Consider the following 25,417-nt stretch of genomic DNA (forward strand, 5'->3'; position numbering starts at 1 on the left):
TTCAGCAGTTTCAGCAGTTTCAGCAGTTTCAGCAGTTTCAGCAGTTTCAGCAGTTTCAGCAGTTTCAGCAGTTTCAGCAGTTTCAGCAGTTTCAGCAGTTTCAGCAGTTTCAGCAGTTTCAGCAGTTTCAGCAGTTTGTTTATTTGATTTCAAAAACTTCTGCAAACTTGGATCTTGATAAAATATTTTACTATTATCCAAGCGGATAATTTTGTGTTTTTTTAATAACTCAACTAAAACCTTGGCAACATCATCACTCACTTTAAGTATAGCTTTAAGTGAGTTTAATAAACTTTCTAACTTTGCAGGTCTAGCTGCATTTTTTGTTAAATATTCACAATATTGAAAAATTAGCTCACCCACATTTTGCTCAGCTTTCACTTCGTTAATTACATGAACAGAAACTAGCGGCTTTTCATGAATAATTTTAGCTTCAAATTTAGCTATTTTTAATAAATCAACAACATACCCCATGGAATGATCATTAGACATAACATCAAAACTAAATTCCTTAGCCGAAACTTGTGTAGAAAGTTGGCCTGCAATAAATGTTAGTCCAAAATCAGCTGCATCCTTCCCAATCTTTGGCATTTTTAATACTTTTAGTTTGCCATTCATAATAAATGGAGAGAGCTTAACCAAACCATCCAAGCTAAAACTTATTGGAGACTTGGCGTAAACTAAATAAATAGATGAGTATTGCTTTAAATAAGTTAGCAACTCATTTTCAGTTTTATGCAAATTTTCAATATCAAGTAATAATATTTTTTTCATAGCTCACCCATTTAATTATTTTATATTAATTCAGGAACATCTCGTGGCTATACAGCACTTCGTGACCATTCCAATAGATATATCCTTTTTCGATCAACTCTTTAAGTAATAGTCGAACATCAGATTGTGGGAACATTTGCTCCAATAAATCACGTAAGGCGTAGATATCTTTTGGTTTATCTGACTTTAATTCATGCAATTTTCGGATCACTTCCATTTGCACAGGATCAATCTTATTGAAATTTTTAAATAAGCTTTGCTGTGCAGCCTGAATCATCGATGCCGTATCATCAGTATTTGAGGTTTGTTCTTCGAGTGAAGCAGTAAATGCATTCAGGTCTGTTTTTATCGGCAATGCTGTTTCAGCAGTCGTATTTAAATCTAGCTGCACCCATTGTTTGAGTACTTTTTTTCGAATCGAAATCTGCTCATCAAAGCGTTTGACGATTTTTAGATTGATCAACATACCGACCAAATGCTGAGCTTTTTCGCTAGAGACTTGCAAAATATTCATCAATGAGTTTTTCAGTTTATCCAAACTGTTGGGTTTGCCACTGAGTTTTTCCAGACCATCACAATAGTGTTTAATCAGTAATAAATCAGGTTTATTCCGAATGGTTTCTAGGTCAGGAATTTTATACTTCACTTTATGTGAAACTTCTTGTTCTGACTGAATTTGAATAAGATGTGCGCTGAGTCCAGTGCCGTTCAATTGTTCCATCAGTAATTCAATATCAGGCATTGCTGAAATCACTTCAATATGCGCATCTGGATCCATCAAGGCCATCAGTTGCCCCACAATCACCGCATATTCAAATTCTTTTTGCGGCGTTTCTGGAATATCCAAAACCACCAATTGACCACTCGCGATCCACCCTGCAATTTCAGTCAAATCTTCAAGTGCATATTCAAATTTTCCGCTGCAGCTAAACACATACAAAGTACTGTAATGTTCAATGATATTGCGCAATAGATTTGCTGTGGGCGGGTTATTTTCCAAATCTAGCAGGACAACTTTTTGACTCATGAGATGAAATAATGGGTTTCGATCAGCAGATGCGGTGCATTAGACCTGTCACGCTGCAAAAGGTCAAATAAATTTACACCAATCCACAGCTTTGGCGCTGATTCGTCATCTGCTTGTCATTCATAATCAACATTAATAATGCGGTGGGCGGTTGGTCATCGGGTCAAATGCCGCAATACCTTCAGATAAATCTGCCGATTCAATACGACGATACAACATCTGCATTTGTTTCTTTAAATCAGCGATTTCGGCGTTTTGACGCGCAACTTGATCATTCAGTTGGTCAACTAAATCATCTAAAAATGCAATTCGGACTTGCAAATCTTCAATGGGTGCGGAAAATGACGCCTGTTCATCAAGATTTTGTTGTGTAGTCAATTTACACTCCTCATATAAGATTTCAGGAAACATTATGGCCTATATTACTTTAAGGGACGTCCAGCTTGCATTTGGCGGACCTTCCCTACTCGACGGCGCGAACTTCAGTTTAGAACGTGGCGAGCGAGTATGTCTAATCGGTCGTAATGGTGAAGGTAAGTCTACTTTACTTAAACTGATTGAGGGAACTTTATTGCCAGATGGCGGTGAAGTTTCATTGCAAAATGGCATTACGATTTCAATGCTTGCGCAAGATGTACCCATGGATTCGGGCAAAGTCGCTGATATTGTAGCCGATGGTGCTGGTGAAGCTGCAACTGTTCTACGTGCTTATCATGAAGCCAGCGAAGCCTGCGTACTCGGCGATATGGATGCCTGTGAGCGCATGGGTAACTTACAACATCAGATGGATCAAATGGATGGCTGGTCACTTGAAACCAAAGTGAATGCTATCCTCAGTAAAATGGGCCTAGACCCAGAAGCTGACCTTGCAGATTTGTCTGGTGGTCGTAAGCGTCGTGTTTTATTGGCACGTGCTCTCTTGACGCAGCCCGATGTCTTACTACTCGACGAACCAACCAACCATTTGGACGTTGAAAGTATTGAATGGCTCGAAAAATTCCTGCTTGATCAAAACAACTTAACCCTGCTGTTTATTTCACATGACCGTTCATTTGTCGACAGCATCGCAACCCGTATTGTAGAACTTGACCGCGGCATTTTGCGTAGCTATGAAGGTAACTATTCACGTTACCTCGAACTCAAAGCTCAGCAAATGGAAGCGGAAGAAAAGCAAAATGCGCTATTCGATAAAAAACTCGCTGAAGAAGAAGTTTGGATTCGTCAGGGCATTAAAGCGCGTCGTACCCGTAACGAAGGTCGTGTTCGTGCCTTAAAAGCATTGCGTGAAGAGTCTAAAGCGCGCCGTTCACAACAAGGTAAAGTGAGCATGGCAACGCAAGATGCGCAGCGCTCAGGTAAAGTGGTCTTTGAAATTGAAAACTTAGCTGTGCAATTTGGCAACAGCGCGCCAATCATCAAAGATTTCTCGGCACTGGTATTACGTGGTGACCGTATCGGCTTAGTCGGTGACAACGGTGTGGGTAAAACCACCCTTATCAAAGCTATTTTGGGTGAGCAAGAACATACTGGTACAGTGAAAACAGGTACACAGCTTGAAGTTGCTTACTTTGATCAGCTTCGAAATGCACTTGATCTTGAAAAATCAGTGAAAGATAACGTTTCTGAAGGCTCAGACCATGTCGATGTCAATGGTAGCCGTCGTCACATCTACAGTTATTTACAAGACTTTTTATTCTCTCCAGAACGCGCACGTACACCGGTTAAAGCACTGTCTGGGGGTGAGCGTAACCGTATTCTGTTGGCGAAACTGCTACTGAAACCATCGAACCTTATCGTGATGGACGAACCGACCAACGACTTGGATATGGTAACGCTTGAACTGTTGGAAGAAATGCTCAGCGCTTACAAAGGCACACTGTTACTGATTTCGCATGACCGTGCCTTTATGGACAACGTGGTGACATCAACTTGGGTCTTTGATGGTAAAGGTCAAATCGATGAATACATCGGCGGTTACCAAGACTATTTGGAACAGCGTCCTGACCAAACTGTCGTGGATCAAAAAAGCGATGTGAAAAAAGCCATGGCTAAAGCCGAAGCAGCGGCTGCCGCTGCGGTGCCTAAAAAAGTCAAGCTCAGCTATAAAGACCAACGTGCCCTAGAACAACTGCCGACTGAAATTGAAGAATTGGAACAAGAGCAAGCTGAATTGTCTGAAAAATTAGCTGACGGTTCTTGGTTCATGACTGATGCTGATGCTGCGACCAAAGCATCACAGCGTCTTGCTGAAATTGATGACGAAATGCTAGAAAAAATGGAACGTTTAGATGAGCTAGAAACGCTCGCAAAAGGCTAAGCCTACAAATATTCCGCAAAGAAAAAGCCGTATTTCGATACGGCTTTTTTTATGTCATATGACTCGACTGGATGGCTAACCTAAATGACGCTGTTTCAAATTGGAGCATACAGCGTCTGTAAAGACGATTCCGCAAATGTGAAAAGCTTGCTATGGTGACGTTCAATATAAGATTGAGTCACGAGTATGCAAATTTCAGATCAAATTGTCTTGGTTACAGGAGGCGCACGTGGCCTCGGTTTGGCAATTAGCCAAACTTTAATAGCTGAAGGCGCACGCGTGGTCGTGAACTATCTATCCAGTCAAACTGCGGCAGAACAGTTGGCGACCGCATTTCCTCAGCAAGTGTTTACCTATCAAGCTGATGTCACAGATAAAGCTCAAGTAGAACAGCTTTTTGCCGCAGCAGAAGCACATTTTGGTACCGCGATCACCTCTGTCGTAAATAATGCCCTCATCCATTTTCAATTTAATGGCGATGCCCGTCCTAAAATGGAAGAACTGACTGCACAGCACTTACAGCAACAGTTTGATGGCGCAGTCGTCGCTGCACTCAACACCACGCAAGCGGCGCTTCCCAAGATGAAAGCACAGGGTTTTGGTCGCATTGTCAATATTGGCACCAACCTAGTACAAAACCCTGTCGTGCCTTACCACGACTACACTGCAGCAAAGGCAGCTTTGTTGGCCTTCACCCGCACAGCGGCACATGAGCTGGGTGAGTTTGGGATTAATGTGAATATGCTTTCAGGTGGCTTATTACAAAGCACCGATGCCAGTAAAGCGACGCCCGATGCCGTGTTTGATTTAATCGCAGCATCGACACCTTTACGCACAGTGACCACACCTGAAGAATTTGCGGCGGCCATCATGATGTTCTTGTCCCCTTACTCACGTGCAGTCACCGGGCAGAATTTGATTGTCGATGGCGGTTTAGTCAAAGGTTAAGTCTGATGCAGCATGAGGTTGAACTTTCTCTTTCAATTCAGCTTCATGCTAAACTGAACCCTATTTTTTAATCTTTGATTTAGCCCTATGAGTCAAAAGCCAACATATCAACCCGGAAAATTCCAATGGTCTTTCTTACTTCCTCAGTATTGGGGAATATGGATAGGGATTGTATTTCTTATGATTTTGGCGATTCTTCCATGGGCAGTTCAGTATCGACTTGGGCAATTCCTCGGTTCTGTTGCATTTAACAATCTCAAATCACGTCGTAAAACCACGATTCGCAACTTGGAAGTTTGCTTTCCTGAATGGACGGCAGAACAGGTTGAAGCTAATGCAAGACAGGTTTTTATCGACCAAATGATTGGTATTTTTGAAACCTTAAATGCATGGTACAGCCCGCAATGGTTCAAAAATCGGGTGCAAATCGAAGGCTTAGAACATATTCAAAATGCACAAACTGAAGGCAAAGGTATATTGCTCCTCGGCACACATTCTACCCTGCTCGATGCTGGTGGCTATTTATGCGCACAGTTCTTTGAGCCGAATGTGGTTTATCGTCCGCAAAATAATCCGCTGTTGGATATGTTGATTGTGCGTTGCCGTGCCACCATCTATGCCAACCAAATCGACCATGATGATATGCGTGGCTTAATTCGTAATCTGAAAAATGGCCATGCCATTTGGTACAGTCCTGATCAGGATTTTGGTTTAAAACAAGGGGTCATGGCACCGTTTTTTGGTACTCCCGCAGCCACTGTTACTGCGCATCGTCGCTTATTAAAAATTGCTAAAGCCGTGGCGATCCCATTGTATTTTTATCGAGACGGCGACATCAGCAACCCTCAATATCATGTATTGATTGAACCTGCTTTGGACAATTTTCCGAGTGACGATGAAGTTTCGGATGCTGTTCGAACCAATAAAATTATTGAAAATCAGCTACGAATCGCACCGACACAATACATGTGGTTCCATCGCCGCTTTAAAACCCGCCCACAAGGCTATGACAAAATCTATTGAGTTCAACTCAGCACATAAAAAAGAGAAATGCTATGAAAGTAATGCAGCTTTTACCTGAATTGAACAGTGGTGGTGTCGAGCGAGGAACCTTAGAAATAGCTCGTGCTTTAGTGACCGCCGGTCATGAGTCCTTAGTGGTTTCAAATGGCGGCCGCATGGTGACTCAATTGGAAGCTGAAGGCTCAACACACCTCACGCTCGCAATCCATAAAAAAGCCTTATCAAGCTTATGGCAAATTCGTCCTCTACGTAAACTGATTGAGCAGCATCAACCAGATATCGTGCATGTGCGCTCACGTGTCCCCGCGTGGCTCACGCATTTTGCCCTCAAAGGGATTCCTGCCAACAAACGCCCTCACCTGATTTCAACTGTACATGGCTTTTATTCGATAAATCGCTACAGTCAAATCATGACACAGGCTGAAAAAGTCATTGCGGTCTCGGATAGTGTTGTCAAATACATCACGGACAACTACAAAAACTGTCCTACCGAGAACATTGTGCGTATTTATCGTGGCATTGACCCTGCTGCTTTTCCACATGACTATCAACCCTCAGCACAGTGGCTCAATCAAACCCTAAAAGACTTCCCTGAACTGGAAAATAAACGTCTGATTTGCTTACCAGGCCGTATCACCCGTTTGAAAGGTCATGAAACCCTGATCCATTTAATGGAACAGCTACAAGCACAGTATCCCGACGTACATGCGGTGGTAGTCGGGGGTGCTGATCCGAAAAAAGCAGCTTATTTACAAGAAATGCAAGACAGCATTGTGGCGAAAGGACTGAGTGATCGGATTAGTTTTGTCGGTCACCGTTCAGATATCCGTGAATGGTTAGCTTTTAGCGATTTGGTTTTATCTTTGTCGAGCCAAGCAGAAACATTTGGACGGACTGTACTCGAAGCACTGTCTGTAGGTACACCTGTAATCGGTTGGAATCGTGGTGGTGTGGCTGAAATTTTGTCGAATGTCTATCCGCAGGGTTTAGTCACTGTCGATAATGAAACACAATTACTCGACACCTTAAAGTTGCATTTAGACCAACCACAACACGTGCAGCCTATCAGCATGTTTAGTTTAAAAGAGATGTGTGATCAGACTTTGGAGTTGTATACGCAAGTAGCCTCTCAGCATTCAGCTTAATTGACTACACACCATAGATATTTGCTGTGCAGGATAGCGCTCGGAAAATTTTTTTAATTAAGCACCTAGATCAGCATCTAGAAAGGATATTGTGAATTTCACAATATCTTTTTTTCTATTAGGATTTTTTAACTGGCGATTTAATCCTTCCATTTAGCCCTTCAATTTCGGGCTTCCACTTAGCCCTTCCATACACGGTATCGGCACATCAACCAAAGAATTAGCGGCAACAACATGACATTTAGAATATGTTTCAAACTTTGCCCTATACGCCAAAAGCCTCTATCTAAAATATCATGGCGTGCATTAAACAATTCCAATCCCACTGCGACGACCACAACAGTCCAAATCGCATAAGGTGATTTCAATTGGCGGTGATGGCAAAAGGCCACAAAAAAGAACAGTATTAAGCCAAGGTAAATGGAAAGTGCATCGGTGGATAAGTGTGTAATCTGCAATATTTTTTGGTGCCATTCGTACAGCATAGAACGTCTCATACCTATATTTTTATTGGAAATTCATCGTTTTTTTCTTGGCACACTGTATAAAGAAATTGATCAAAAGAAAAGCAAAAAATTCTATATCACAAAAGCAAAACCCGAGTTCTGCATCCTGCAAAACTCGGGTCTATGAGGTTGTGCTTTCACAAGTATTCTTTTTATTTTTTATTGGCTTTCCTTTCCTGCATCCGTTCCGTGATGCTTCCATCGGCTTCGTCTTCCTTAGTGGGATGTTCCGTTCCCAGTTCCATGTGCCGATGAACAAAGAATAAGTCAATACACTTGACCTGACCATTCGTCAGAAGCCGAAAGCTGTGTAAGCTATTTCTTACACTTTTCTCTTAAATCAAACAAAATCAAGGTGCCTTCGTACCATCCTTATAATCACGGGCGATTTCATCAGTCACAATCTTCTCCTCTTCCTCAGCTTTTTCTATACCCTCCTGAATTGCCTCTTGCGCTTCTTGTTCATCTTCATCTGTTTGCTCTAATTCTTCTTGGATTTGCTCAAATACCCTGCATGTTTGCAGCACCACATAGACTGGAAAATGGTCTGAACCGATATTGGGCAAGCGTTCCATATGTACCAATGCAAAATCTGTACTATGAAAAATATGGTCGAGCGACCAACGCAGCAGTGGATAATTGGCATGAAAGGTATTCACGAAATGCCGCCCAACTCGTGGGTCTAAAAGCCCACTGATCCGTTGAAAGAGTCGTGTGGTCCGTGACCATGCCACATCATTCAGGTCCCCCATAACAATGCAACTTTCATCTAAATCTTTGATCTGATCGCCGACAATCAGCAATTCTGCATCGCGTAAAGTTGAATCTTTAGCTTCCGTTGGACTTGGCGGTTTGGGATGTAAACAATACAGTTGTACCTGATTTCCTGATGCTAAGGTGACTTGGGTATGAATCGAAGGAATTTCATCACTGAGAATAAATTTAACTTCAGTTTCAGTGAGTTCTAACTTGCTATACAAATGCATGCCATACAAATTATCCAAAGGCACTGGAACGCGGTAAGGATAATCGGCCTCAATCACTGCCAATTCATTTTGCCAAGTTTGATCGGTTTCTAGCGTGAGAACTAAGTCCGGTTGATGCTTCTGTATTTGTGCCAATAACAAGTGATATTGGGTATTGGGCGTGAGTACATTGGAGACAATGATTGAAATCTGTTTTTGTGTATCTAACTGGTCTGATTGAACTTGTTTGACTTGTTTTTTCCACAGAAAGGTATAAGGCAAGAGCATTTTCAATTGATAAGCTAAGGCGGCAATCAAACCAATTAAAATGATTTCACGCGCCAAGTCCCATTCCGCATTCCATAAAATTAGGCCCATGAAGGCGAATATGCCCAAAGCTAAAATTTGCAGGCGCGGAAAATCTGCACCACGAAACCACCATTCATCTCGTGGGATCAGTGACCAAAATGTCAACCAAATGACGAAGCCCGCCAGTATTTCAAACCAAATCATCACGCCTCCCTTATATTCTTTATTTTTTATTGATTCATAAATTTATATCAGTTTTGCATGTAACATAAACAAGATATATTGCACAATATTATTGGTGTTTTCATTATGTAGCGCTTGCAGTTATGCGCCCTTTTGGTACACTCGAACCCCCTTTTATTTTTTAACGCACCGAGGCAAAGTGACATGAAAGTAGGTCTGGTCGGTTGGCGCGGGATGGTTGGTTCCGTCCTTATGCAACGTATGGTTGAAGAAAACGATTTCGCTCATTTCGAACCGTTTTATTTCTCTACCAGTAATGCAGGTGGTGAAGCCCCTGCTTTTGGTGGTAAGACTGCCCCAGCACTTATGGATGCAACGGACATTGATAGTCTGAAGCAAATGGATGTCATTATCACCTGCCAAGGTGGCGATTATACAACTGAAGTTTTCCCTAAGCTGAAAGCTGAAAACTGGAATGGTTACTGGATCGATGCTGCATCGACTTTACGTATGGATGATGAAGCGATCATCGTACTTGACCCAGTAAACATGAACGTAATCAAAGACGGCTTAGTGAAAGGCACAAAAACATTCGTGGGCGGTAACTGTACCGTTTCACTTATGCTGATGGGTTTAGGCGGTCTATTCCAAAATAATTTAGTGGAATGGGCAACCTCAATGACTTATCAAGCAGCTTCTGGTGCAGGCGCGCAAAACATGCGTGAACTGATTTCAGGTATGGGCTACTTGTACAACAATACCAAAGATTTACTAGATGACCCACGTTCACCAATTTTAGATATCGATTCTAAAATTGCACAATTACAACGTGGCGAAGGTTTCCCATCTGCAAACTTCGGTGTGCCTTTAGCGGGTTCTCTCATTCCTTATATCGACAAACAGCTTGAAAGCGGTCAGTCGAAAGAAGAATGGAAAGGTCAAGTTGAAACCAACAAGATCTTAGGCAACCAGCAAATCGTTCCAATCGATGGCCACTGTGTCCGTATTGGTGCAATGCGTTGTCACTCACAAGCATTGACTTTAAAACTTCGTAAAGATGTTCCACTGGATGAAATCGAAGATATCATCGCAAGTGCCAACGATTGGTCTAAAGTGGTTCCGAATACGCGTGAAGCTTCAATGACTGATCTGACTCCTGTTGCTGTAACTGGCACCTTGTCTGTTCCAGTTGGTCGTCTACGTAAGCTCAACATGGGTAAAGAATACCTAGGTGCATTCACTGTGGGTGACCAATTGCTTTGGGGTGCTGCTGAACCTTTACGTCGTATGCTAAGAATTCTCATTGATTATAAAACTGCTTAAGCATTTTTAAGTCTCTGAACAAGAAGCCGATCACAATTGATCGGCTTTTTTATGTAACTGTCGTGTAAATATTTTACAATTCTTCGACAACTCGCTAATCTATAATTTTCGCCATGCGACATATATTCGAGCTAAAGATTAAGATGACCGTATATAACAAATTAAAGATCGCCATTTTAGCCGTTATTGCATCTCAAAACATTCAAGCGATCAGCATTGATCCTGTACAAGTCCAGTCAGCACCCGGGGAATTGCTGTACGCTGAGATTCATTTTCGCCACTCAAACACATCTGTGCCGCTCAATGCAAGTTTGGCCACGGCAGAGGATTTATTGAGTATGGGTACAGGGCATCAACCGCCGGGACATTTAAACTTCTTTACGCGTCGTGATGGTGCAGGCAACGGGGTGATTACCATTACCTCTTCGCGTCCAGTAACCGATGCAGAACTTAATTTTATTGTTAATATTAAAGAAGGTAATGCTTCACGTCTGCAACAAATTCGTACCCCATTAAAACGCAATCCAGCGCCGTCAAATGCGACTCAAACCCGTGCCAATGAGCGTGCTTTAACACCTGTCGTGATTGTAAATGAAAAAGAAATTGCCTTAAATTTACCTGTCAGCACCCTCTACACCGCAAAAGCACCCGTAGCTGTAGAACAACCCTTACTACTCAGCACCAAAACACCGCCGAAGTTAGCACAATTAGCAACGTCAACGCCTGTTGCGATTGAACCTGTCACGCATGTGCAAAATTATAGCGTTGCACCTGCGGAGCAAAATAGCGCAAGTACTTCATCAGGTTCTGAAACATCAATTTCGCAAGTTACAAAAACCAATTCGACCGGCTCTGTCAGTTCAGAAATGCAAGCCACACAAACTGCAACAGCATCAACTGCAAGATCTCAAGACCCATTGGCACAAAAATTTGCTGCGGAGCAGGCAGCACAAAAACGTGAAAATCCAACAACGACAACTCAAACAGCATCTACACCAAAACCAACAAGTACTGCAGCTGCATCGACAGCAACACCAGTGGCAAAATATGTGGTTCGCTCGAATGAAAGCCTTTGGGGAATTGCCTCACGTATTGCGACAGAACAAAACCGCCCTGTTTCTGAAGTCATGCAACAAATTAAAAACAGCAACGAACATGCATTCATTCAAGGCGATGTAAACCGTCTGCGCCGTGGTGCTGCCTTAAATCTGCATGGTATGCAGCAAGCAAAACAGCCTGTCAAAGTCTCTGCTGCAGAACTTGCCAAAGTACCTTCGAAGCAGTCAGGTAAAACCAAATACCGCTTGAATCAAGCTGAAATGAGTCTGGTTGCAGAGAAAGCGCAAGATTCGGCACAATCTTCTGCCAACAGTGCGGCAGAAAAGAATAAAACTTCGAAAGAGTTGTCATTAAAAGTTATGACATCTCGTGAAAAAACCGTTAAATTACAGAGAAACGTAACTCAATTAGAATTGGCGCTAAATCAAAAGGATCACAGAATTCAATTATTAAATGCTCGTCTTGCTCAACTGCAACAACAGTTGAAAGCTCAACAAGCAGATAAAAGAAGCCAATAAACTAAAACGTTACCAATCAAGATTTTATAGGGATGAGTGCAACTGTATATCGCTCTATCTCCAAGGGGTTAAAACATGCTGATTTATGTGATTCCATTAGTGATCTTAGTGATCGTATTGGTTTTTTTAAACAAACGCCAAAAAGGTCAAGAATCAGATAAAGCCAAACCAACATCCACTAAAACCAAGAAATCGGGTGTTTCAGCCAAAGCGACTCCGAAGAAAACTCAAGTGGTTGAAAGCAGTGTCATTGAAAAAAAATCAATGACGCCGTTAACGACCGATGCTCGTGGTAAAATTGAAAAATTAATTGCGGAACGTAATTTCTTTTCTGCTGAAGCGCAAATTAATCAATCATTAAAACGTGACAACTCACAACATGAGTTGTATCTATATCTATTAGATATTCACATTTTACAAAAAGACGAATTTGCCATCAGCCAATTGCTGAGCCATATTCGTTCACTTGAACTTGATGAAATTTTAGAACAAGCTGAAGCAAAAAAAGTAGAGTTTGAAAATTCTCAAAATGTGAAAGATGATGCCATTAACTTTGTATCACCGATCACTGAAGAGGCTCCCTCAAAAGCCCAAAATACCTCTGATTTTGATGCTCTAATGCAAAGTTCAACTGCTGCACCTGTTGAGCCCAAAGCAGCCGAAATTAAACCACTAGATTTTAATTTCACCACTGAAACGCCTGCAAAAGCAGACCTTTCTACCCCAGTTGAAAGTGCGCCTGCTGAAAAAATACAGCCGCTTGAATTTGACACGCTTTCAATTTCACCAGAACCTGCACTTGAAGCAACACTGAAAACCGAAGAGATTGCTCAGCCATCTCCTGCCGTTGAAGAAATCAAACCAATTGATTTTGCAATGGACTTTGCCCCAAGCACTGAAGCTGCGGCTGAAACTAAAACAGAAACTGTAGAAGAAAAAATCGAGCCTTTAGATTTTTCATTTACAACAGAAACACCAGTTGTAGAAGAAAACAAAGTTGAAGCTCCAACCTTAAACTTTGACTTAGGTGCTTTTGAAACAGCAAAAACAGAAGAAGCCGTTGTCGCTCCTGCAACAGAGTTTAACCTAGAGTCTACGCCTGAAGATAAACCTGCCGCACCTGCATCAAGTGGTGTGAGTTTTGACATTAGCGGTTTAGGCACACCGTCAACCCCATCTGCTACAGACCAAAACGATCCATTGGTTCAATCTTTCCCTGAACTGGTTGAAGTCAATGAAATTGAATTGAATCTTGAATTGGCAGCGCAATACATCAAACTAGGTGCTTATGACGCTGCACGTGAAATTTTGACTGAAAAAGAAGCTGAGTTTTCTTCAGCTCAACGTCAACAAGCAGATCAGTTACTGAATCAAATCGCATCTTAAGCAAAAGCAATTTAAACTAAAGCAGTCTTTCAAGGCTGCTTTTTTTATGATGAAAAAAATTGCTCTTATTTATATGGGTGGTACCTTCGGTTGTATCGGTGAACCGTTAAGCCCCATGCCAGCGAATGCGTTTTTACCTAAATTACAGCATGTGCTGCCACTACACCTAAACATTGAATGTTTTGTTGCACCTGTCATTCGTGACAGTAGTGCTTGTACTGCGCCCGACTGGCTGGCGCTGATTCAACAAATTCAAAGCTTACAATTACAACAATTTCAGCATTTCGTAATTATTCATGGTACAGACACGCTTAGCTATGCCAGTGCAGTGCTTGCACACTTTATAGGACAGTCTGCTCATATCGTGCTTACAGGCAGCCAATATCCGCTGTTTAATGTGGCTGGTGACAATACCCGTGAATTTACTGATGCCATCGACAATTTAAATTTTGCATTGGAATCGGTACATCAATTGAGTGTTGGGGTTTATTTGGCCTTTCACCATCAATTGATGCATGCTCAATCCGCACTGAAAGTGCATACAACCGATCTAAAAGCCTTTGATGGGCTGCCAGCCACACAGCCACTTTCAATGCTGACATCGCCTTATATTGTTCAGGCCAATGATTTAGACAAAGCGGCTCATTTCAATTGCCTGAATTGGATGTGGCAACCGATTGCAACCAAGCTACACAGTCAAAATTTAACGACTCTGCTTACACACACGCCAGACGTTTTGATTCTGCAAGGTTTTGGCACAGGCAATATTGCCGTTGATGCTGAGTTACTCAATGTATTAAAGGCTATACAACAAAAAAATTGCAAAATTATTTTAAGTACACAGGTTGTTCATGGCGGTATAGATCAACGCTATGCTGTGAATGACTGGGTCAAAGACAGTGGAATATTACTAAGCAATTGTTTGGGTCATGCAGATCTTTATGCCAAATGTTTGAAAATGTATTTACAATACGGCAGTGCCGCAGACTGGACTGCGCATTGGAACGATTAAGTCATTTGAGGTAACTATGCAACGTTTTGCGATTGGGATTGAGTTTTGTGGCATGCAATACAAGGGCTGGCAAACTCAGCAACCGGGCGTACCAAGCGTGCAAGAAACCATTGAAACCGTCCTCAGTAAAGTAGCCAATGAGCCGATCATGTTGCATGGCGCTGGCCGAACAGATGCCGGCGTCCATGCAACCAATATGGTGGCACATTTCGATACTCAGGCGATTCGCCCCATTCGCGGATGGTTAATGGGCAGCAATAGCCAATTACCCCGTGATATCTCCATCCAATGGATTAAGGAAATGGATCAGGACTTCCATGCCCGCTTTAAAGCGCAAGCACGTCGTTATCGCTATGTGGTCTATAACAATCCACAACGTCCAGCTTTACTGCACAAGCAAGTGACTCATGTTTATGCCAAGCTAGATGTGCTAAAAATGCAACGTGCCGCGGCCAAATTTGAAGGCACTCATAATTTCGAAAGCTTCCGTGCCGCAGCGTGTCAGTCCAATCAGCCCGTTCGTCATGTCAGCCATTGTCGCTTGATCCAACACGGATGTTACTTAGTCCTAGATATTCAGGCCGATGGTTTTTTACATCACATGGTGCGTAACATCATGGGCTGTTTGTTGGAAATTGGGCAAGGTATGTATGACGTTGACCATATTGACGACATTTTTGCGGCTGAAGATCGTAAAGCAGCAGGTGTCACCGCACCACCCGATGGACTATATTTTATCCATGCAGACTATCCAGCTCAGTTTGAACTTCCTCAAGTTCCGTTAGGACCACATTGGCTAAATATGCCTGAATAAACAATCCCTCCCAACCTCACTTTCACAGTGGGAGGAGTGTCATTTTCTCCATTATTGCTAAGCTTTAAAATGAAAGTCCCCCTTTGAAAAAGGGGGGATTCTGTTTAGGGAATACTTTTAAATGTTCAACGTTAACGCTGCTTTCGTTTACGATATTCCACAGGCGTTTCATTGGTCCAGCGTTTAAATGCACGATAGAACGTACTTGGTTCAGAAAAACCCGTTAAGTACACAATGCGCTCCACACTTTCATTGGTATTGGCCAATAATTTTTTAGCCAAACGACAGCGATAGTCTGACAAAATTTGCTGAAAACTGGTATTGGCTTCTGACAACTGAGTCCGTAAACGACGCGGGGTAATGTTGAGCTGCGCAGCGACCGTTTCAAGCGTGGTTTCACCACTTTCTAGCGTTGAACCAATAGCACGGCGAACTTCACCGACCAAATCATAACGCGCCAACTCCTGAAGTTTTTCAATCGCCAACTGCTCATGCAATTGTAATAACTCAGGTTCTGCCTGCCACAATTGATACTCTAAAATAGCCGGATCAAAATACAATCGGGTTTCTTTCTGCCCTAAGCTCACAGGGCATTCATAAACACGGAAATACTCATCATCTGGCGCGCCCTGACTAAAGTTAAAGTCGATATAAATCGGCTGAAAACGCCCTTCAGTAATAAACTTAAAGAAACGCAAAACACCGGACATCGCGCATTCAGAAAAATGACGATTCACGATATTTTCTGCCCAAGGCTGATGACCATTGGTCAAATAGCAGCGGTCATCTTCAATCACCAATTGCGCATGAAAGGCATCGCTAATTAGGCGTTGATAGGCCAAAGCCCGCTTTAAACCTTCACCGAAATTCTCAGATGAAATAAATAAGTGTTCAATCACCTGCCCTCGATATAAAGGCAAATGCTCTCCCAGATGCAAACCAATATCAGGATCCTTACTGACTTCTTCTGCAGCCACCCAGAATGCAAATTGTGCATTCAATGGGGTACGGTCATTGGTTTCAACCTGATTTAATGCCACACCCGCTTTTGTTAAAATTTCTTCTGTTGGCAATCCGGCACGACGAATCGCTTGATACCCTAAACGCAACACAACAGATGCATCAGTTAGCTGACCCACTCCAGAACCTTCCTTGTATGTACTTCATTTATACCTAAAAAGATTGATTTTAGATTAACTGCGATTGACCAAACTGACAACAGTTACTGCACATTTTTTGTTGAAAATATTTAACTAAATTGTTCGCTTATTTTACTGACAGTCGATCAGTTCAAAGCCTTTTACGGCTTGTATTCTGAAAAAAAATTGACTATAATTTGCGCCTTGCTAATTTATTCATTCAGGTAGGCTATGGCCAATAAAGAGGAACTCATCGAGTTCGAAGGCGTTGTCACCGAGACGCTTCCTAATACTATGTTCCGTGTACGTTTAGAAAACGGTCATGAAGTGATTGCTCACATCTCTGGCAAAATGCGTAAACACTATATCCGTATTTTGACTGGCGACAGTGTTAAAGTAGAAATGACACCTTATGATTTGACTAAGGGTCGTATCACTTACCGTGCGCGCTAAGTTTTAGCGAAGCGAAAAAGCCACTTTATAAGTGGCTTTTTTTGTATTTATTTCAATACAATGATAAAAATTGACTGCAAATTTGCTTTCCTTTACAGTCTAAAAACATAAAAATTCGATTATAAAATTCAAAATATAAGGACATAAAATCATATGAAACATCTAGGATTAGTCGGTGCTATCTTTTGTGTGGCTTGCGCTACGACAGGCCAAAAACAACTCAATCAATCCCTACAACACTATATTGGACAGCCAGCTGATCAAGTTCATAAAGAGCTCAACTTGAGTCAATTGGGCTATAAAGTGATGGGAGCACCCGTACAAAGCAATGAAAAACTTAGCTATACCATTTTACGCTCGATGCCAATCCCGATTGGTACACCAAATATCGGCACCAGTATAGCCATGGGCGCCCCTATCCCAACGCCGTCTAAAGGTGGTGTCACTGTCGATATGCAATGTAAAATCGAGTTCAAATTACGCAATCAAATAGTTGAATCCATTGACTATGTTGGCAGAGCTTGTTGATCCTGCATGAGAATACTAGAGGCTAATCTTGCTCAGATGACCGTGTATCAAATGACTACAGTGTTATACAGACCGATCTGACTAAACTGAATTTACTTCGTGAGAAACTGACCCATGGAATTTATTTTAGAACATCAGGTTTACAAAGATCAGCGTTTTATTCGTCCGATATTGAGCATGGGATGCGTTCTAAGCATTGTATGCTTGGCTGGCTGTAGCACGACATCAACGATATCCTCCGTTGAACGTGAACGCTATTTAACCTCATTTATTGGTCAATCGAGCCAAACGATTCAAGCAGAACTTAATCTCAGCAAACTCGGCTATCAAAGAACCTCTCCCGTAGAGGTCAGTTCTGACTACCTCCGTTATCGTGTCGCACGCCCGATCAGTATTCCTTTACCGATGGCTGAAAATCCCGCAATGGGCATGGGCAGCGGCGCTGCTGTGCCGATTCCCAGTGGAAATACACGCTATGAGGTTGAGTTAAACTGCCTTATTCAATTTCGCTTAAAGCATAATATTGCAACTGATGTCCGATTAACTGGTCGCACCTGTTAGCGCATCAATTCTAAGATTGATAATTTCTAGGCACAAAAAAACGCAGCATAAACGCTGCGTTTTTTGATTCGCCATTAGTTCAATGCAGAAACTACAGCTTGACCCATTTCAACAGTACCGACTTGAGTACTGCCTTCTGACATGATGTCACCTGTACGTAAGCCTTGATCTAAGACATTACCTACAGCATCTTCAATTGCTTTTGCCGCCGCTTCTTCACGGAAGGTATAACGTAGCATCATAGCAACAGACAGAATTGTTGCTAATGGGTTCGCAATGTTTTGACCTGCGATGTCTGGTGCTGAACCGTGGCAAGGTTCATACATACCTTTACCATTTTCATCTAAAGAAGCCGATGGCAGCATGCCGATAGAACCGGTTAACATCGCCGCTTCATCAGACAAGATATCACCGAACAAGTTACCAGTCACGATCACATCAAATTGTTTTGGCGCACGAACCAATTGCATTGCAGCATTGTCAACATACATATGAGACAAGTTAATTTCAGGATACTGCTCTTCTTTTAACGCAGTTACAGTTTGTTTCCAAAGCTCAGTCACTTCTAGTACGTTGGCTTTATCCACTGAACACACTTTACCACCACGTAAGTTCGCCATTTCAAAAGCAACTTTGGCAATACGCTTGATTTCAGATTCTGCATATACGTCAGTATTGAAACCTTGTTTTTCGCCGTTTTCGAGTTCACGAATACCACGTGGTTGACCGAAATAGATCCCGCCAGTTAACTCACGTACGATCAAGATATCCAAACCTGCTACGATTTCAGGTTTTAAGCTCGACGCATCTGCAAGCTGCGGATAAAGAATGGCTGGACGTAAATTAGCAAATAAATTTAATTCTGAACGAATTTTTAATAGGCCACGTTCTGGACGAATTGAACGCTCAATAGTATCCCACTTAGGACCACCCACTGCACCCAATAAAATCGCATCAGCAGTCTTCGCTTGTGCTGCTGTTACTTCTGGATAAGGTGAACCGTGCGCATCGATCGCTGCACCACCTAAAAGACCTTGTTCCCAAGTCAAACCTAAGTTGAATTTCTCGTTTACACGTGTCAGCACTTGTTCAGCCGCTTTCACGATTTCAGGACCAATACCATCACCTGGTAAAATCAAAATATGTTTTGACATGAGTCTTTCCATTTATACGCTGGCTTGATTACCAGTCAGATTTAAAGTTTCTTTTCTACAAACTCACCAAGTCCTGTGAGGACATTGTAGGGTCGGCAGAAACGTCGAATCGTTTTTGCACCTTGCTTTAAGTCTACACAGAGCGGATCAGGCGCAGATTTATCCAGTAAACTGCCTGTGTTTTTTGAACGCTCTCGGTACATTTTAAAGGTGTACTCGTGTTTGGACCTAAAGTTGTGAATGACATGCAAGCGCTCTGCTTTTTCCTGAGAAATTGGATAATAGCGAATCACGACTTCATGCTGACCTGAAGGTACAGACAAATACAAAGGATTAGGCTCAGACAATGAACGACCATTCAACCGTACAATGCCTGCTTTAATCGCAGCACGTTGTACATGTTGATTATTTGGATCAACCACTTGTATTTGATCAAAACGCTCAAATTCACAATGCGCTGTACCTGCACAGTAAATCAGAGCATTATTTTTTGTACTTTCAGTTTCTTTCACATTTTTAATGCGTGCCGTGTCAAAGCTTTGACAGGCAGAGAGCGTTGCGAACAGCGCTCCCGTTACAACCAGCTGACCGAAGAACTTTTTCATTTTTCGAACCCAACCTGATAAATTCTGGCTAACGTATAAATTTTGTTTCGCCTGATATTAGCAAGACTTAAGCCGACTGACTACTAAGAAGTTCTACAATGACACTGACTTAAGCTTTAATTTCTGCAAATACCCAAGGGCGAGATGCTTTGGTTTTTTCTTCATAAGCGCGGATATCATCGGCGACTTGTAAGGTTAAACCGATATCATCCAAGCCATTCAATAAGCAGTGTTTACGGAATGGATCGACTTCAAATGTAAATGCTTCACCACTCGGTGTACGTACTTCTTGCGCAGCCAAATCAATGGTTAATTGATAGCCTTCAGATGCAGCACATTCTTTAAATAACTGATCGACGATCTCTTCAGACAAGATCACTGGCAACATGCCATTTTTAAAGCTGTTATTAAAGAAAATGTCCGCATAGCTTGGTGCAATGACAGTACGGAAACCATATTCTTCTAGTGCCCAAGGCGCATGCTCACGGCTCGAACCACAACCAAAGTTTGCACGAGAGATCAAAATCGACGCACCTTGATAACGTGGTTTGTTCAATTCGAAATCTGGGTTAATTGGACGTTTTGAAATGTCCTGACCTAAATAGCCTTCATCCAAATAGCGCAACTCATCAAATAAGTTGGCACCAAAGCCTGTACGCTTAATAGATTTCAAAAACTGTTTTGGAATAATTAAATCTGTATCAACATTGGCACGGTCTAATGGTGCAACGATACCTTGTTCAACGGTATATTTTTTCATGTTTATTTCTCACTGAATCCGTGACCTCTCCCTAACCCTCTCCTAAAAGGAGAGGGAACTCCTTCTCTTGCGCCATGATATGGCTCAGGGAGAAGGTTGGGATGAGGGCTTAAACTAGAATGTACGCACATCCACAAAGTGGCCTGCAATTGCCGCAGCTGCTGCCATTGCTGGACTCACCAAATGCGTGCGACCACCATTGCCTTGACGACCTTCAAAGTTACGGTTAGACGTCGATGCACAGTGCTCACCTGGTTGCAATTTGTCGGCATTCATTGCCAAACACATTGAGCAACCCGGCTCACGCCATTCAAAGCCTGCTTCAATTAAGATTTTATCTAAGCCTTCTGCTTCTGCTTGTGCTTTGACTAAACCTGAACCCGGTACCACCATGGCTTGCTTAATCGATGCCGCGACTTTTTTACCTTTGGCCACTTCAGCCGCTGCACGAATATCTTCGATGCGTGAGTTGGTACATGAACCAATGAATACACGGTCTAATTGGATATCTGCCAAAGCTTGACCCGCTTCTAAGCCCATATAGTTGTATGCACGTGTCCAGTCATTACGCTGTACGTCATCTTTGGCTTGTTCTAAAGTTGGCACTGCTTGAGATACAGGAATCACCATCTCAGGAGAAGTTCCCCAAGACACTTGTGGCTCAATTTCTTCACCTTGCAATACCACAACAGTATCAAAATGCGCACCTTCATCAGACACTAAAGTATTCCAATACTTTACTGCAGCGTCCCACTGTTCGCCCTTCGGTGCATACGGACGCTCTTTCACATAGGCAATGGTTTTTTCATCGACAGCCACCATACCCACGCGCGCGCCACCTTCGATCGCCATGTTACATACCGTCATACGACCTTCAATCGACATATCACGGAATACTTGACCACCAAACTCAATCGCGTGACCTGTACCACCTGCCGTACCGATTTTACCGATAATCGCTAAAACCACGTCTTTAGGAGTTACGCCCTGACCCAATTGACCGTCAACACGCACCAACATGTTCTTCATTTTCTTTTGAACTAAGCATTGAGTCGCCAATACGTGTTCAACTTCCGATGTGCCGATACCATGAGCCAAGCAACCAAATGCACCATGCGTTGCAGTATGTGAGTCACCACACACTACGGTCATACCCGGCAACGTTAAACCTTGTTCAGGCCCAACCACATGCGCGATCCCTTGACGCACATCGTTGATGTCAAACTGGGCAACATTAAAAGTTTTACAGTTGTCATCTAAAGTTTGCACTTGAATACGTGAAGTATCATCTTCAATACCCGCAATACCTTCAGCACGCTCCTTAGTAGAAGTAGGTACGTTATGGTCTGGCGTTGCAACGTTAGCGCTTAAACGCCATGGTTTACGACCTGCTAGTTGTAGACCTTCAAAGGCTTGTGGTGAAGTCACTTCATGCAATAAATGACGGTCGATATACAATAATGAAGAGCCATCATCTCGTTGTTTTACTAGATGGTCATCCCACAACTTGTCATACAAGGTTTTTTTTGTTTGGGTTTCCGCTTTTTGGGTTTCGCCTGCCATGTCGATTTGCTCCACTGGACTGGGTAAATTCTTTCGTTAAATCGATTATAACCACGTATTCACATAAATCTAATTTATCATTTTTATTAGTTTAAAAACTTATAGGAATGATATTTAACTGCTGATTTCCGCTGCACTTTAAAGACCCTTGATGCGTTCAAAACACGCTCACTTCAATACTTTCAGCAGATGAAACTTTAGAATTTTCTCCGACTTTTTGTTCACTTTCTGCCATTTTTAAACAGTGATTTAGAAATTCAATGATCATAAATTGAATTTTCTCTTTCACATCGCAAATAAGAATCATTACTATTAACTCATTGCCAAGATTTATCAATTTAACAAGGAGCATTCTCATGGCACACATTAACAAGTTCGTCGAAAATAATCAGCGCATGTTCAAAAAAACATTGAGCTATTACATCATGCATATCACGGTTGCGATGTTGGTTGGCTATTACGTGACAGGCAGTATTGCAATGGCCATTACCTTAAGTTTACTTGAACCGACTGTTCAAGCGGTTGCCTTTTTCTTCCACGAAAAAGCATGGGAAAAGAAAGATAAAGCTGCAGAGGAAAATATCCCCGCTTAATCCAACCCTGCTCCTTGTAAAAAAACCACCATCACGGTGGTTTTTTAATGATCTTAAAACGTTCTTTTACTCCATCCACTTTAACGTTCCATCGATTTCATCCTATAGATTCAATTGCAGACGGATCATCAAAGCTTGGTTTTTTGCTGTAAAGCCAGTTGGTCATGCGCCTCAACCAATTGCTCTATCGCAAGAATCAGTTTGTTTTTTGCCGCATTACACTCGGCTGCTGCACGGTTTTCGTCGTCTTCATCATCTGCGATTTCATATACCGCACAGCGCTTTTCGACTGTCCCTTCAAAAATATCCAGTAAATTTTTAATATGTTTAATATCCATAGCCTTCTCCCTGTGAGGTACAACATCGCTAATCGATGCCGCCCTGACTGTACCTGTTGCTTTAATTATTCACTGAAAAGTATGTTCCCCAAGCCATCAAAACTTGAGTTCATTTTTTTGTTTTAGTTCAATGCTGAGTTAAAAAGAAACGCCATCGCTCCTCTTTAATTCAAACGGTTTAAATACTTTCCAACCCTGTATTTTTTATATTATGCATAACTCTGGTTTCGGTTTAAAAAACAACTTTGTAACAACGCATTTGAGCTAAAAACTTCACAGCCCAATCTCGAATCATGCAACGATCAGGCACTCGAATAACACTATGGAACCCGGAAAATCCCCTCAGATTTAACGCGTAGTATGGCTTGAACGCTTAGTTTTAAATCAAAAGATACAACTTTTCCTTTGATTTATTCTTAAAATATTATAACAATGAGTCTACGCATAAAAATTCTTTATAGGAATGAAGATGAATCTCGCAGCCTTTGAAGCCTTTGTAAAAGTCATGGAAACTGGTTCGATCTCCTTGGCAGCAGATCAGCTCTTCATTACGCAACCTGCTGTGACCAAGCGTATTCACAGTTTAGAAGAATACTTCGGTGTCAAACTTTTTGAATCCGCGGGTCGTGGTGTTCAGGCGACACATGCAGCAAACTCTCTCTTGCCAAAAGTAAAAAGCTGGCTGAATGAATTGGGTGATATTCACCATACGCTCAGCCATGAGCAAGGTCAGGTTCAAGGTAAACTGAAAATTGGTACCAGCCATCATATCGGCTTACACCATTTACCGGCTCATTTGCGTCAATACGTACAGCAATTTCCAGAAGTGACCTTAGATGTACACTTTGTTGATTCTGAACAAGCCCATGAGCAAGTTTTAGCTGGCGACTTAGAGTTGGCTTTTTTGACTTTACCGCCACAAGGTGACAGCCGTTTAAAATACATCACGACATGGAATGATCCATTGGTATTCGTGGTTGCGCCTTTCCATCCTTTGGCGCAAGTTGAACATTTGACCTTAGAGGATTTGATCCAATACCCAAGTCTTTTACCTGCGGCGCAAACCTATACCAGTCAAATTACTTTGGCTGAGTTTGAAAAGTATGGCCTGAAGCCAAAAGTCACCATGAGCAATAACTCACTTGAGTCGATTCGCATGTTGGTTTCAATTGGTCTCGGTTGGTCAGTCCTTCCTAAAACATTATTGAACCAAGATTTAAAACAATTGAATTTACCTTCAAACATGAATCGTCAATTGGGCATGGTATGGCACCCAGGCCGTACTCAGTCACTTGCTGCACAAAAGCTGGTTGAATTGATGAAACACATCTAATCGAATTTTTTTGCCTACAATATTTAATCGTTAAAAAAGCCACCGCTATGGTGGCTTTTTATATTCATCTGTTTAAGCATCTAGAAAAAGCGAATGATTTTCTATATGTTGAATGGTCGCTTAAATTTATTTTGCATTAAAAATGGGATCACCTTTTTCAGCCGATCCCATTAAATACCAAGGCAGACCCGTCAGTTTTACTTCGTCAACGAATCTTCATGTAATGATTCATTCAATTGATCGACAATAATCGCCCATTCACCATCTGACTTAATTTTTTCGGCCAAGAACTGACGCTGAGCATCTGTCCAATAGTCTGCTTCGGTAATTTTAGTTTGGGCACTGAGTTGATGCGTCACGATAAATAAAGCAATCGCGTCTTCACTCGAATCTAAACCCAGTTGTTCAAATAGATGAGTCATGCGTGGACGTACACTCATTGTCATTCTCCGTGTTAAAACTTATTGTTTATGGATACAAAATTATTCTGTTTTAAGGATATAACACGGAACGGACACGCACTCAATTACAGAATTCTACAGCGGTGAAAATTGAATAAAAGGCAAACTGAGCATAATCATCACGACCGATTGAATAAATACCAACAACAAAGGCAGCCCCCAGTTCACTCCGCCTTCTTCAGCAAACACCTGCTCACTATATTTCGGCTGCTGCATATAGGCTTTGGTCTTTTGCACCGCAAAATCGCTATAAAGCCGCTTTCCGATGCCAGCGAGTATGAGGTTAGGAATCAATGCTAGCCCCATCAAGACTTGATCAGGCACTCCGATGATGAGTGCCAACATACTAATCAAAAAACCAACCGCAAAGAATAAGAAGAAATAGCGATACATCTTCCGATAGAGTAACCAATAGGGCCCAAAAATTAACCCCGCCCAACTCAGGCCACTGTTCTGCCCACCTTGTTGTTCTATGAACTTTAAATAAGATTGAGCACGTGGCCCTATAAAGATTTGAATTAAATGTTTAAAAGAAGCTTCTGTCTGCATATAGAGCGATAGTTCAAATTAGTGAGCTGAAGTTTAATCAAAAGGACGTCAAATAAAAAAGCATCTAATGA

Annotated in this window: 27 protein-coding genes; 14 read left to right on the top strand and 13 right to left on the bottom strand. The window is 42.0% G+C overall.

From position 1 onward, the window contains the following. The 3 genes from FTV04_RS05675 to FTV04_RS05685 all read right to left on the bottom strand — a co-directional run. A partial coding sequence (locus tag FTV04_RS05675) for a PIN domain-containing protein (protein ID WP_257220971.1) occupies window positions 1-774 on the bottom strand: 774 nt, incomplete at its 3' end. 25 nt (window positions 775-799) lie between these two features. Then, window positions 800-1,801 (bottom strand): hypothetical protein, encoded by a 1,002-nt coding sequence (locus FTV04_RS05680; protein ID WP_180089004.1) that lies wholly within the window; start codon window positions 1,799-1,801, stop codon window positions 800-802. Window positions 1,802-1,933: 132 nt separating this feature from the next. Then, on the bottom strand, window positions 1,934-2,179 hold the full coding sequence (locus FTV04_RS05685; RefSeq protein WP_078189840.1) for a SlyX family protein: 246 nt from the start codon (window positions 2,177-2,179) through the stop codon (window positions 1,934-1,936). Between the two features lie 34 nt (window positions 2,180-2,213). Between FTV04_RS05685 and FTV04_RS05690 the strand changes: the two genes are divergently transcribed. The 4 genes from FTV04_RS05690 (at window position 2,214) to FTV04_RS05705 (ending at window position 7,234) form a co-directional block, all read left to right on the top strand. Next, complete coding sequence (locus tag FTV04_RS05690; RefSeq protein ID WP_180089005.1) at window positions 2,214-4,118, top strand: ATP-binding cassette domain-containing protein; 1,905 nt, start codon at window positions 2,214-2,216, stop codon at window positions 4,116-4,118. A 186-nt stretch (window positions 4,119-4,304) separates the two neighbouring features. Beyond that, a complete protein-coding gene (locus FTV04_RS05695) occupies window positions 4,305-5,066 on the top strand; it encodes a 3-oxoacyl-ACP reductase (protein WP_180089006.1) in 762 nt (253 codons plus the stop codon). Window positions 5,067-5,153: 87 nt separating this feature from the next. Further along, complete coding sequence (gene lpxL, locus FTV04_RS05700; protein ID WP_180089007.1) at window positions 5,154-6,089, top strand: LpxL/LpxP family Kdo(2)-lipid IV(A) lauroyl/palmitoleoyl acyltransferase; 936 nt, start codon at window positions 5,154-5,156, stop codon at window positions 6,087-6,089. Between the two features lie 32 nt (window positions 6,090-6,121). Beyond that, a complete protein-coding gene (locus tag FTV04_RS05705) occupies window positions 6,122-7,234 on the top strand; it encodes a glycosyltransferase family 4 protein (RefSeq protein ID WP_180089008.1) in 1,113 nt (370 codons plus the stop codon). A gap of 179 nt (window positions 7,235-7,413) precedes the next feature. Here the strand turns inward: FTV04_RS05705 and FTV04_RS05710 are convergent, their stop codons facing one another. Together FTV04_RS05710 and FTV04_RS05715 are read right to left on the bottom strand one after the other, a co-directional pair. Beyond that, window positions 7,414-7,719: a hypothetical protein gene (locus FTV04_RS05710; RefSeq protein ID WP_257220972.1), complete on the bottom strand. Its 306-nt coding sequence runs from the start codon at window positions 7,717-7,719 to the stop codon at window positions 7,414-7,416. A gap of 371 nt (window positions 7,720-8,090) precedes the next feature. Then, window positions 8,091-9,218 carry an endonuclease/exonuclease/phosphatase family protein gene (locus tag FTV04_RS05715; protein ID WP_180089009.1) on the bottom strand — a complete coding sequence of 376 codons (1,128 nt, stop codon included), beginning with the start codon at window positions 9,216-9,218 and terminating at the stop codon, window positions 8,091-8,093. Between the two features lie 183 nt (window positions 9,219-9,401). Between FTV04_RS05715 and asd the strand changes: the two genes are divergently transcribed. The 5 genes from asd to truA all read left to right on the top strand — a co-directional run bounded on the left by asd (window position 9,402) and on the right by truA (window position 15,309). Next, a complete protein-coding gene (gene asd / locus FTV04_RS05720; RefSeq protein WP_111884081.1) occupies window positions 9,402-10,520 on the top strand; it encodes an aspartate-semialdehyde dehydrogenase in 1,119 nt (372 codons plus the stop codon). 143 nt (window positions 10,521-10,663) lie between these two features. After that, window positions 10,664-12,097 (top strand): hypothetical protein, encoded by a 1,434-nt coding sequence (locus FTV04_RS05725; protein ID WP_180007153.1) that lies wholly within the window; start codon window positions 10,664-10,666, stop codon window positions 12,095-12,097. Window positions 12,098-12,172: 75 nt separating this feature from the next. Next, complete coding sequence (locus tag FTV04_RS05730) at window positions 12,173-13,483, top strand: fimbrial protein FimV (protein ID WP_180089010.1); 1,311 nt, start codon at window positions 12,173-12,175, stop codon at window positions 13,481-13,483. Between the two features lie 49 nt (window positions 13,484-13,532). Further along, the gene (locus FTV04_RS05735) at window positions 13,533-14,495 is read left to right on the top strand and encodes an asparaginase domain-containing protein (RefSeq protein ID WP_180007259.1); all 963 of its coding nucleotides are present in this window, start codon (window positions 13,533-13,535) and stop codon (window positions 14,493-14,495) included. Between the two features lie 16 nt (window positions 14,496-14,511). Continuing rightward, entirely contained in the window at window positions 14,512-15,309 is a 798-nt protein-coding gene (gene truA / locus FTV04_RS05740) for a tRNA pseudouridine(38-40) synthase TruA (RefSeq protein ID WP_078189716.1), read from the top strand. Window positions 15,310-15,440: 131 nt separating this feature from the next. Here truA and FTV04_RS05745 read toward each other — a convergent pair whose 3' ends face one another. Continuing rightward, a complete protein-coding gene (locus FTV04_RS05745) occupies window positions 15,441-16,448 on the bottom strand; it encodes an AraC family transcriptional regulator (RefSeq protein WP_078189717.1) in 1,008 nt (335 codons plus the stop codon). A 231-nt stretch (window positions 16,449-16,679) separates the two neighbouring features. Here FTV04_RS05745 and infA point away from each other — a divergent pair, with 231 nt between their 5' ends. The 3 genes from infA to FTV04_RS05760 all read left to right on the top strand — a co-directional run bounded on the left by infA (window position 16,680) and on the right by FTV04_RS05760 (window position 17,990). Further along, the gene (gene infA, locus FTV04_RS05750; protein ID WP_001284370.1) at window positions 16,680-16,901 is read left to right on the top strand and encodes a translation initiation factor IF-1; all 222 of its coding nucleotides are present in this window, start codon (window positions 16,680-16,682) and stop codon (window positions 16,899-16,901) included. A 153-nt stretch (window positions 16,902-17,054) separates the two neighbouring features. After that, window positions 17,055-17,429: a hypothetical protein gene (locus FTV04_RS05755; RefSeq protein WP_180062914.1), complete on the top strand. Its 375-nt coding sequence runs from the start codon at window positions 17,055-17,057 to the stop codon at window positions 17,427-17,429. A gap of 114 nt (window positions 17,430-17,543) precedes the next feature. Further along, window positions 17,544-17,990 (top strand): hypothetical protein, encoded by a 447-nt coding sequence (locus tag FTV04_RS05760; protein ID WP_306669366.1) that lies wholly within the window; start codon window positions 17,544-17,546, stop codon window positions 17,988-17,990. A gap of 74 nt (window positions 17,991-18,064) precedes the next feature. Here FTV04_RS05760 and leuB read toward each other — a convergent pair whose 3' ends face one another. The 4 genes from leuB to leuC all read right to left on the bottom strand — a co-directional run bounded on the left by leuB (window position 18,065) and on the right by leuC (window position 22,072). Next, a complete protein-coding gene (leuB, locus tag FTV04_RS05765; RefSeq protein ID WP_078192754.1) occupies window positions 18,065-19,144 on the bottom strand; it encodes a 3-isopropylmalate dehydrogenase in 1,080 nt (359 codons plus the stop codon). 41 nt (window positions 19,145-19,185) lie between these two features. Further along, window positions 19,186-19,749, bottom strand: a complete 564-nt coding sequence (locus tag FTV04_RS05770) for a hypothetical protein (protein ID WP_168377913.1) — start codon at window positions 19,747-19,749, stop codon at window positions 19,186-19,188. A 109-nt stretch (window positions 19,750-19,858) separates the two neighbouring features. Beyond that, window positions 19,859-20,509 carry a 3-isopropylmalate dehydratase small subunit gene (gene leuD / locus FTV04_RS05775; protein WP_168377914.1) on the bottom strand — a complete coding sequence of 217 codons (651 nt, stop codon included), beginning with the start codon at window positions 20,507-20,509 and terminating at the stop codon, window positions 19,859-19,861. A gap of 114 nt (window positions 20,510-20,623) precedes the next feature. Continuing rightward, the gene (leuC, locus tag FTV04_RS05780) at window positions 20,624-22,072 is read right to left on the bottom strand and encodes a 3-isopropylmalate dehydratase large subunit (protein WP_180089011.1); all 1,449 of its coding nucleotides are present in this window, start codon (window positions 22,070-22,072) and stop codon (window positions 20,624-20,626) included. A gap of 356 nt (window positions 22,073-22,428) precedes the next feature. On the opposite strand from leuC, the gene FTV04_RS05785 reads away from it, so the two are divergent. Then, the gene (locus FTV04_RS05785) at window positions 22,429-22,665 is read left to right on the top strand and encodes a DUF2061 domain-containing protein (protein ID WP_078189723.1); all 237 of its coding nucleotides are present in this window, start codon (window positions 22,429-22,431) and stop codon (window positions 22,663-22,665) included. Between the two features lie 128 nt (window positions 22,666-22,793). Here the strand turns inward: FTV04_RS05785 and FTV04_RS05790 are convergent, their stop codons facing one another. Then, the gene (locus tag FTV04_RS05790) at window positions 22,794-23,003 is read right to left on the bottom strand and encodes a hypothetical protein (protein ID WP_180026619.1); all 210 of its coding nucleotides are present in this window, start codon (window positions 23,001-23,003) and stop codon (window positions 22,794-22,796) included. A gap of 469 nt (window positions 23,004-23,472) precedes the next feature. On the opposite strand from FTV04_RS05790, the gene FTV04_RS05795 reads away from it, so the two are divergent. After that, on the top strand, window positions 23,473-24,336 hold the full coding sequence (locus FTV04_RS05795; RefSeq protein ID WP_078189725.1) for a LysR family transcriptional regulator: 864 nt from the start codon (window positions 23,473-23,475) through the stop codon (window positions 24,334-24,336). A gap of 197 nt (window positions 24,337-24,533) precedes the next feature. Here the strand turns inward: FTV04_RS05795 and FTV04_RS05800 are convergent, their stop codons facing one another. Together FTV04_RS05800 and FTV04_RS05805 are read right to left on the bottom strand one after the other, a co-directional pair. Next, window positions 24,534-24,776 (bottom strand): DUF2789 family protein, encoded by a 243-nt coding sequence (locus FTV04_RS05800; protein ID WP_078189726.1) that lies wholly within the window; start codon window positions 24,774-24,776, stop codon window positions 24,534-24,536. 96 nt (window positions 24,777-24,872) lie between these two features. After that, entirely contained in the window at window positions 24,873-25,346 is a 474-nt protein-coding gene (locus tag FTV04_RS05805) for a DUF2628 domain-containing protein (RefSeq protein ID WP_168377917.1), read from the bottom strand. Between the last annotated feature and the right edge of the window lie 71 nt (window positions 25,347-25,417).

Source organism: Acinetobacter sp. YH12219 (genome assembly GCF_013417875.1).
In the GTDB taxonomy this organism is placed as follows: domain Bacteria; phylum Pseudomonadota; class Gammaproteobacteria; order Pseudomonadales; family Moraxellaceae; genus Acinetobacter; species Acinetobacter amyesii.